Annotated in this window: 4 protein-coding genes; all 4 read right to left on the bottom strand. The window is 57.2% G+C overall.

Annotation, left to right across the window (positions count from 1 at the left end; genetic code table 11):
• Positions 1 to 1,083 precede the first annotated feature (1,083 nt).
• Positions 1,084 to 2,373 (bottom strand): HlyD family type I secretion periplasmic adaptor subunit, encoded by a 1,290-nt coding sequence (locus OKC30_RS14995; RefSeq protein WP_041206439.1) that lies wholly within the window; start codon positions 2,371 to 2,373, stop codon positions 1,084 to 1,086.
• A complete protein-coding gene (locus tag OKC30_RS14990; protein ID WP_148304713.1) occupies positions 2,370 to 4,082 on the bottom strand; it encodes a type I secretion system permease/ATPase in 1,713 nt (570 codons plus the stop codon). Before OKC30_RS14990 ends, OKC30_RS14995 begins: the two co-directional genes overlap by 4 nt.
• The gene (locus tag OKC30_RS14985; protein ID WP_005332198.1) at positions 4,083 to 5,321 is read right to left on the bottom strand and encodes a glycosyltransferase family 4 protein; all 1,239 of its coding nucleotides are present in this window, start codon (positions 5,319 to 5,321) and stop codon (positions 4,083 to 4,085) included. It lies immediately after the preceding gene.
• Between the two features lie 124 nt (positions 5,322 to 5,445).
• Positions 5,446 to 9,816, bottom strand: coding sequence for a beta strand repeat-containing protein (locus OKC30_RS14980; RefSeq protein ID WP_270809661.1), 4,371 nt, complete (start codon positions 9,814 to 9,816; stop codon positions 5,446 to 5,448).
• Positions 9,817 to 9,841: the final 25 nt, after the last annotated feature.

Here is a 9,841-nt window from a genome sequence, read left to right as displayed (position 1 = left end):
CGATTAAATCAGATCACAAACGAAGCCTTTTTTCTATCTATTTCAATTGGTTGTAGCTAAAGATCCTGTACATGAGCATGGCCAGGGAAGGGCGCCGCATGAATGGGCGCCATCGGGCAGGGCAGCATCATACGTGAAGCCTGAGCAGGCTCACAGCCTCCCAGCGCATGCGCGGCGGCACCCACCGCCGCGTCTGCGCCACGGAAACCGCGCTCTTCCGCTCCCGCCTGCGCGCTGCATCAAAAAAATTTTGTGCAAAAGTGGATTACCGCAAAACCATAGGCCCAGACCGCGTCAGATATAGGATCTGCGGCTCGGTGAGGATCTGAAAGGATCGAAAGGAATTGCAGGGTTTTACAGTTTGAAAGGGTTGGGGAGGGTAAGCGTTAAAACGTAACTGATTGAATGTGCTGGGGTGTTCGTGCTTTCCGTGGGAATTCTGACGATCAGGGAGGATCTGCTTTGCTGCTTAGGAATGGCGGGAAAGCTTTTTGTTTCAGCTGGTTGCGAGTGGCGACGGATGATCTGGGCGCTGAAATTTTGAAAGGCCACTGCAGCCGCGATGCGCTTGGCCAACTGCCCCACGAAAAATGCGTTTTCTGTGAAGTGTGTCCGGTCACGCAAGGGTGTAAGCAGCCGAGAAATGGACACCGACCAAGGCCGATCACCAAAACATTAATGTACTCTTTATGTACTCTCGCCATTTTCAGGAACCGGAAAAACTTAAGGCCACCCGCTTGGGTGGCCTTAAGTCATTGAATTAGTTGATGGTGCCCGGGGTCGGACTCGAACCGACACGATTTTACTCGGCGGATTTTGAATCCCGTTTCTACAGTTTCAAAGAGAGTGTATGACTCATAAAGCATTGAATCAAGAGGGATAGAGTTATTTCAAGTCTGTTGTGGGTAAGACTGGTTTGCACACTTTGCACATTTTTACCCACCAAAAAGCATGTATTCTTTACCCGAAAATAATCTGAGATCGGCATGAGGACAGCTTGTAATCCCCTTCCTCATCCTCAAAAACCACCTCAAACATCTTATTCGCCATCTCTCACCTTTGATGCTCTCTCAGGCAACCAACTCAAGGCTCCCTGAGTGCGTGTCGCAAGACATCGGTAACGGGGGTTAGCAGATAGTTGAGGACGCTACGAGCCTCGAGCTGGACATACACCTCTGCAGCCATGCCGGATATGAGCGCCGGAATTGCCGCGTTGGCCAAGGAGTCGGTCTGCGGCTGCACCTGAATAACGTAATACGGCAGACCATCCTTGTCTGTCAGTGCATCGGCTGAGATGTAATTGATCTTGCCTGCAACCAAAGGGGTTATCCGGGAGTTGAACGTGGTGAATCGCAATTCGGCAAACTGATTGAGGTGCAGGTGACGGATCGAATCGACATTGACGCGTGCTTCCACAATCAGATCCTCGCCTTGAGGGACGATCTCCATCAGTGGTTCACGGGGGGGAGCAACCTCTCCGGGGGCATTCACCCTTAAACCGACGACTTTCCCCGCAACCGGGGCTGTCAACGTCTTGCGACGGGCTGCATCCTCGACAGGGCGAAGCTGTTCGCGCAATTGCACAAACTTCGCATGGCATTCCTTGAACTCTTCCGCTGCATTGCGCTGGTATTCGGATCGAACCGCAGCCATGCGCATACTGATGTCGTTTTTGCGCTGTTCCGATTGCGCCAATGTCGCTGCATGCTCTCCACGCTTGGCACTGTATTCGGCAACCGTTCGCTCGAGCCCGATAAGCCGCACTTGGGAAATATATTTGTCGCGGACTAATCGCCGGTTCATTTCGAGTTCTTCTTGCGCCAACTTGTTAGCCTGATCGCTGGCTTCCGCTTGCTGACGCAGTGCGACCTGCTCGGTCGTTATGGCAGCTAACTGATGCTTGTAGCTGGAGAGTTGCTCTTCGAGCAGTTCCCGGCGTGTCCGAAATATCTTTAGTTCGCGCTGGAAGGCCTTTTCAGTGATGGCAGGATCGAAACTGGCCTGAGACTCCCGGCTCAAATCAAAATGTGCAGCCAGTTGCTGTTCTGCATCCAGGCGCTCGCGCCGAATACGCTCAAACACCAGCATCTCTTGCAAGACTTGGGCGTTGGCATCGGTCTTGACGTCATCCAATTCGATCAATGGCTGGCCAGCCTGTACCTCATCCCCATTTTTGATGAAAATCTGCTTGATGATACCGCCCTCAGTATGCTGGACGAGCTTACGGTTTTGGACAGGCTTGACCAATCCCATACTGACGATGGCGCCGTGCAACGGTGCAAGTGCTCCCCAAAGCACGAAGGCCAGAAGAGAAATGACAATGGTCGCAAGGCCCAGGCGTTGCGCGGGAGATGTGCTGGTTGATTTCATCATGCTATGGACCGAATTGCTGCTGTCTGGTGGGTTTTTCCTGACAAGCGTGCCAAGACTTCTGCACAGGGACCGAGTAATTCCGTTTTGCCGTCTCGAATCACCATCAGGTAATCGAGTGTCGCCACGAGGGAAGGCTTGTGGGTGATCATCACCACAGTGACTTGTTCTTGTTTCAGGAGAAGAAGGGTTTCGATGAGTGCCTGCTCGCCTTCTGCATCCAGATTGGCATTGGGCTCATCCAGGATTATCAATCGGGGATGCCCAAATAATGCCCGAGCTAATCCGACGCGTTGTGCTTGTCCTGCAGACAGTTGGATACCGCCTTCGCCCAACAGGGTATCGAATCCCTGAGGTAATTTGAGGATCATCTCATAGGCATGAGCACGCTTTGCTGCCTCTACCACGCCCTCGCTAGGCTCACTACGAAAACGTGCGATATTCTCGGCAACGGTTCCCGGCAGCAATTCAACGTCCTGGGTTAAATAGCCCAGATGAGGACCCAGACGCTCACTATCCCACTGCGACAATTCCGCACCGTCAATGCAGACTCGTCCCGTCGTGGGCTTCCAGATACCCAGGATGATTTTAGCAATGCTGGACTTGCCAGCTCCGCTCGGGCCAAGGATGCCAAGGGATTTTCCGGCTGGCAGGTCAAATTCCACATGACGCAAAATAGGAGCCTCCGGATGACGGCTGGCCAGTGCGATACGCTCCAGTTGCAGATGTCCAAGGGGATCAGGCAGTGCTGTTTTTTCCCCTTGTTGCTCGATGGCGGTCATCAAATTGCCCAGTCGTTGCCAGGCGGAACGCGCATTGACCAACGCACTCCAGTTACCAATCAGTGCTTCAACGGGCGCCATGGCGCGACCGAACAAGATGGTTGCCGCAACCATGATGCCAGGCGTCACGTGGGTATCCAGCACCAGCCAGGCACCCAGCCCCATCATGGCTGACTGGATGGCCTGGCGCAAAAACTTGCTGGTGGCCAACAAGCTGCTGCCGCGACTGTTGCTCGTTTGCATTAAATCCAATGTACGGTGATTCAAGCCTTCCCATCGAGCAACGAAACTTGACGCCATGCCCATCCCATTGATGGTATCGGCGTTGCGCAAACCCTGATCGATATACTGCCCGCTGCGCCGCGAGGCTTCAGCGTATTGCTCGATGGCTTGGCGATTGACCCGCTCCGTCGTCCATGCCAGGGCAATCAACAATAATGCACCGGTCAAGGCCAGTAGGCCCATCGCCGGATGGAATAGAAAAATCACTATGACGAACACAATCATCCATGGAGCATCAAACAATGCGATGATGTTCGCCCCGGAACAGAAGGTACGCAACGTGGTGACATCGCGCAGCGAGAGGGCTTGCCCGCTGGAGGCAGGTGAACTGCTCAGACGGACAACCTGCTGTAGCACCGTGGTGCCGAGAAGATCGTCAATACGTCGCGCAGTTTCGACCAACAAACGAGAGCGTGCCATATCGACCAGCGCCATCGCTATCAAGGCCACCGCCACCCCGATCGACAACATGACCAGTGTGGCCTCACTGCGACTGCTAAGTACGCGATCGAAAACCTGCAGCATGAAGAGCGTCGGCCCGAGCAGCATCAGGTTCACGAAGATGCTGAACCCAGCGGCATAGCCCAAGGCAGGTTTGAGTGGGGCGAAGGTTTTTCGAAGGGGATTGGGGGCGGCTTTAGACATCATTCAGCAGTCGTTCCTTGTCTTGGCGAAAAACTTAAGCAGTCCAGGCAAGCAAATTGTGTGGAGATCGTAATGATCAACGATGGTCTGCCGGGCTTGCTGGCGCATTGAATACATTCCCTTGTTCCGCGAGAGTACATCGGCGAGTCGGTGGGCAAGTTGCGTGGCATCAAAGAAATCCACAAGCAATCCGTTCTTGCCATCTTCGATAAGTTCCCTGACTGGTGCCGTGTCCGATGCAACGAGCAGGCAGCCCGCCGCCATCGCCTCCAGCATCGACCACGAAAGCACGAATGGGTAGGTCAGGTACACGTGTGCCGCCGAAACCTGCAGGACTTTGAGATAGTCTGCATAGGGAAGCTTGCCGACGAAGAAAATTCTGCTCCAGTCAATCTGGTCCTGGACTTCGGCACAGTAACGCTGCCGGTAGGTTTGCCCTTCTGGCAGGTGTAGGCCGTAGCTGACATCATCACCGCCGACGATGATGACTTTGGCGTCAGGCCTGAGCGCCTGTAACTTGGGGAGGCTGCGTATAAAAGTGTGAAAGCCTCGGTAGGGTTCAAGGTCGCGGGCCACGTAAGTGACGATCTCGTCACCGGCCTGGAGACGTTGGCCGTTGATCTCGACCCATGCATTTGAGTTCGGCTTGACGGTGTCGGTATCGATCCCTTCGTGAATGACCTCAATCTTGTGTTGCAGCTCGGCGGGATAGCGACACTTCTGCCATTTGGTCGGTGCAATGCCTTGATCGCAGCCGATCAAGCTGTGCAACTGGGTGCTGTTTTTAATGCGAATTCGTAACTGGTCATCCAGCGAGCCCGGAAACTCCGGGTCAAAGCCAACATCCCCACCGGTACTTTGGTAGTAGTACTCGAAGTACTGGATCACTTTGGTGTTTGGAAAGACATCCTTGAGGAACAGCCCTTCACCCCAGCCTGGGTGGGCCACAATAATATCGGGCTGGAAGCCTTCTTCATCACGTAGCTTAAGGAGCAGACGAACGATGGTTTGTCCCCGGCGAACGTGGCCTTCGAAGCCACGCAGGTAGTGATGGGTTTCCTTTTGACCAGAGCCGTGAGGTTGATAGCCCAGCACCCGGAGGCGGGGATGTAAGGCGGGACGCCCTTTCAGGTGTCTCGCTTCCCCGATCCCGATAACTTCGTTATCAGTATCGTCAGCTAGTACCTTGGCGACGTGTCGGAATTGGCCAGGGAAATTCTGATGTATAAAGATGTAGCGCATCCAGCGTCCTTACTGCGTCGTGGGCGTGCCATTGAGAATAATGTCAGTGAGCAATGTCGGTTTGCATACTTTCGCTCTACCAACGGAAGAGCCCACAGCGCGGGCTCTTCCTGAGCTTCAGGGGTCAGAGAATAAAGTCGGTAGCACTGAGTGCAGCGACTCCGTTGAGCTGGATCGCGAATTCAGCCGTCGAGTCGGCATCCGCGTTCCCATAGAGAACGTGGTTGGCCGAATCGAAGTAGAGCGTTCCTGTACCCGTTGTGAATGTACCGGAGAACGAACCGCCCACGTTGACTGAACTGAACGCATCGTTAGCACTGGTCCCTGTATTTGCATCCAGCGTGGAAAGATCGAGTCGGTCACCTTTAGTGAAATCGGTAATCACATCCCAGGTCGTCCCCGTCACCCCCATTTCTGACAGTGCATTGAAGTCGAAAATGTCGTTACCGCCATTACCCGTCAACACATCCCTCCCTAGACCGCCGATCAGGGTGTTGGCACCGCTGTTACCGGTCAGGGTGTCGTTGTAGTTGCTGCCGGCCAGGTGCTCGATGTTGAGCAGCGTATCCGACCCCGAGCCACCAGTGGCCTGAGCCACGGTACTTGCCAGGCTCACGGTCACGCCCGCGGTGGCATAGGTGTAGCTCACCGTATCAGCACCAGCCCCACCGTCCAGCACGTTAGTGCCCGCCCCCGCGTAGAGCGTGTTGTTCAGGCTGTTACCGGTGCCATTGGCAGCACCCGCAGCCAGCAGGCGAAGGTTCTCGACGTTGGCACCCAGGGTGTAGGCCGCGAGGTAGGAATTGACCATATCGGTACCGCCGCTAGCCAGCACGGCGTTGGTCTCGCTCACCACGTCGCCGATGTTGTCGACGTAGTAACTGTCCGAACCGTCGCCGCCCGTGAGCACGTCGGCACCAGTCCCCCCGTTCAGGCTATTGGCACCACTGTTACCCGTGAGCGTGTCGTTGTAGTTGCTGCCAGTGAGGTTCTCGATATTGAGCAGCGTGTCCGAGCCCGAGCCACCGGTGGCCTGGGCCACGGCACTCGCCAGACTCGCGGTCACGCCCGCTGTGGCTAAGGCGTAGCTCGCGGTGTCGGTACCAGCCCCGCCGTCCAGCACGTTGTTACCGGCACCGGCGTAAAGCGTGTTGCTCAGGCTGTTGCCGGTACCATTGGCGGCACCCGAGGCCAGCAGACGCAGGTCCTCGACGTTGGCCGACAGGGTGAAGGCTGTGGCGGTGCTGAAGACCGTGTCGGTCCCACCGCTGGCGGCTACCGCATTAGTCTCGCTCACCACATCGCCAATGTTGTCAACGTAGTAGTTGTCCGAGCCATCGCCACCGGTCAGCCGGTCTGCGCCGGCGCCCCCATTCAGGGTGTTGGCAGCGCTGTTGCCGGTCAGCGTATCGTTGTAATTCGAGCCGGTGAGGTGCTCGAAATTCAGCAGCGTGTCCGACCCCGAGCCGCCAGTGGCCTGGGCCAGGGAGCTTGCTAGGCTCGCGGTCACTCCCGCAGTGGCGTAGGCGTAGCTCACGGTGTCGCTGCCCGTTCTCCCGTCCATAACGTTGTTGCCAGCACCCGCATATATTGTGTTGGCATTGCTGTTGCCGTTACCGTTGGCTGCGCCGGTGGCCAGCAGGCGCAGGTTCTCGACGTAAGTTCCCAGCGTATAGTCGGCAAGGTAGGAATAGACCGTGTCGGCACCGCCAGTGGGATCCACCATGGTCTCAACCACTGTATCGCCGATATTGTCGACGTAGTAGATGTCAGACCCGTGGTTCCCGCTCATGCGGTCGGCTCCAGCTCCCCCGTTCAGTATGTTGTCACCATTGTTCCCGGTCAGGCTGTCGTTGTAGTTGCTGCCGGAGAGGTGCTCGATGTTGAGCAGCTTGTCCGACCCCGAGCCGCCGGTGGCCTGAGCTACGGTACTCGTCAGGCTCACGGTCACGCCCGCAGTGGCGTAGGCATAGCTCGCGGTGTCAGCGCCAGCCCCACCATCCAGCACGTTGTTGCCGGTACCCGCATAGAGCACGTTGTTCAGGCCGTTGCCGGTACCATTGGCGGCACCCGCAGCCAGCAGACGCAGGTTCTCGACGTTGGCTCCCAGCGTGTAGCTCGCGAGGTAGGAATTGACCGTGTCAGTACCGCCGCTGGCCAGCACGGCGTTGGTCTCGTTCACCACATCGCCGGTGTTGTCGACGTAGTAGCTGTCCGAGCCATCGCCACCGGTCAGGCGGTCGGCACCCGCGCCCCCATTCAGGGTATTGGCAGCGCTGTTCCCGGTCAGGCTGTCGTTGTAGTTGCTGCCGGTGAGATTTTCGATATTGAGCAACGTGTCCGACCCCGAGCCGCCAGTGGCCTGGGCCACGGTGCTCACCAGGCTCACAGTCACACCTGCAGTGGCGTAGGCGTAGCTCGCGGTGTCCGCTCCAGTCCCACCATCAAGCACGTTATTACCGGCACCCGCATAGAGCACGTTGTTCAGGCCGTTGCCGGTGCCATTGGCGGCCCCTGTAGCCAGCAGGCGCAGGTTCTCGACGTTGGCTCCCAGCGTGTAGCTCGCGAGGTAGGAATTGACCGTGTCGGTACCGCCGCTGGCCAGCACGGCGTTAGTCTCGCTCACCACGTCGCCGGTGTTGTCGACGTAGTAGCTATCCGAACCGTCGCCACCAGTCAGGCGGTCGGCACCCGCGCCACCGTCCAGGGTGTTGGCAGCGCTATTCCCGGTCAGGGTGTTGGCCAAGGCATTACCGACCCCATTGATGGCGCCTGTGCCGGTCAGAACCAGGTTCTCAAGGTTGTTGCCCAGAGTCCAACTGACCGCAGACTGCACAGTGTCGATGTCGGTGGCGGTCGTCGAGGTTTCGCTGATGACATCGAGGGTGCTGTCGACGACGTAGGTGTCGTTGCCGGCACCGCCGAGCAGCTGGTCGTTGCCCAGGCCGCCGTCCAGCATGTCATTACCAGCGCCCCCATCCAGGGTATTGGCAGCGCTATTACCGGTCAGGCTGTCGTTGTAGTTGCTGCCAGTGAGATTTTCGATATTGAGCAGCGTGTCCGACCCCGAGCCGCCGGTGGCTTGGGCCACGGCACTCGCTAGGCTCGCGGTCACGCCCGCAGTGGCGTAGGCGTAGCTCGCGGTGTCAGCACCAACCCCACCATCCAGCACGTTATTGCCCACACCCGCATAGAGGGTGTTGTTCAGGCTGTTGCCCGTCAGGTTGGCTGCGCCAGAGGTGTTGATGCGACCATTATCTACGTTGGCCGACAGGGTGAAGGCGGCGGCGGTACTGAAGACCGTGTCCGTCCCTTCATTGAGGTTCTCGACCACGATATCCGTACTCAGGTCGACATAGTAACTGTCGTTACCCAATCCCCCTATCAGGGTGTCGCTTCCGGTGTAACCATCGATGCTGTTGGCTTCGCTGGTACCCTTGAGCGTATCACCCGACTGGCCGCCGATGATATTTTCTATCTCGGAAAGCTGGTCGCTACCGATCTCGTTGCCGGAGGCGGTGCCCAAGGCCAGATCAACGGTGATGCCCGTGATGGCACTGGTATAGCGGACTGTGTCGATACCGATGCCACCCACGTAAGTGTCGTTGCCTGCACCATCGCCCCCGACAATTTCGTCATCGCCTTCGCCAGCGTCGACCCAGTCGTCGCCACTACCAGCGTAGAGCTTATCGTTTCCTTTTCCGCCATGAACTTGGTCGTTGCCTTTTCCACCGTAAACCTGGTCGTTGCCATCGCCACTGTCCAGCTCGCTGCCTTTGTCATTAGCCCGCATGATGTTGTCGAGTGCGTTGCCGGTCCCCATTGTGCCCTTGACTGCGTCGGTCCCTATGTCGAGGTTTTCGACGTTTCCACTCAAGACGTAATCGATGGAGGTGATGACTTTATCGGCACCTTGCCCCGCAACCTCCTTCACGATATCGCCAAGGTTGTCGACGTAGTAGGTGTCGTTGCCACCCCCGCCCGCCATGGAATCCGCACCCTCGCCACCGTCAAGAATGTTGTCTTCGACGACCACTGGCTGCGTGCTGGCCAGGGTATCCCAATGCGAGTCCCAGTTCGGATCGCCGGCGGGTGCGTCCATCGTGACCATGATGTCGTTGCTGCCCATGCCGTAATGGCGATTGGAGCCCCCCAGACCACTCATGATGTCGCCGTTCGGCGTGCCAAACAGGGGCGAGAAGTTCTGCGCCACCAGTTCAGTCCATTTCACGCCCTTCAATACCGCGAGCGTGACATAGTTGTCTCCACCGCCATCAGCGTCGAATTTCAACAGCGTGTCGTCACCGGATTTCACAACGTCGAGATGCCCCGACTTGAACGGATTGGTGCCGTCGTAGTTGCTGGCGCCGTTCTGCATCAGGTCGCGGATATCGAGTTTTTCGCCACCCCGGCCCGCGACGAAGTCGGTGATTTCCATGGGGCGGGCGGTAACGTCGACAACGTTGTTCCACGTGCTGTCCAGATTGAACTGCATCGTCCCCTTCTGCTGGGCCTGGTAC

The organism is Aeromonas sp. QDB18, from assembly GCF_027705325.1.
Taxonomy (GTDB): Bacteria; Pseudomonadota; Gammaproteobacteria; order Enterobacterales; family Aeromonadaceae; genus Aeromonas; species Aeromonas caviae.
This window is presented reverse-complemented; position numbering and strand designations above follow the sequence as displayed.

What these genes read in the sequence shown, in the direction of transcription:
- OKC30_RS14995 (WP_041206439.1), bottom strand. Translation starts at nt 2,373, where the DNA reads ATGATGAAATCAACCAGCACATCTCCCGCGCAACGCCTGGGCCTTGCG.
- OKC30_RS14990 (WP_148304713.1), bottom strand. Translation starts at nt 4,082, where the DNA reads ATGATGTCTAAAGCCGCCCCCAATCCCCTTCGAAAAACCTTCGCCCCA.
- OKC30_RS14985 (WP_005332198.1), bottom strand. Translation starts at nt 5,321, where the DNA reads ATGCGCTACATCTTTATACATCAGAATTTCCCTGGCCAATTCCGACAC.
- OKC30_RS14980 (WP_270809661.1), bottom strand. Translation starts at nt 9,816, where the DNA reads ATGCAGTTCAATCTGGACAGCACGTGGAACAACGTTGTCGACGTTACC.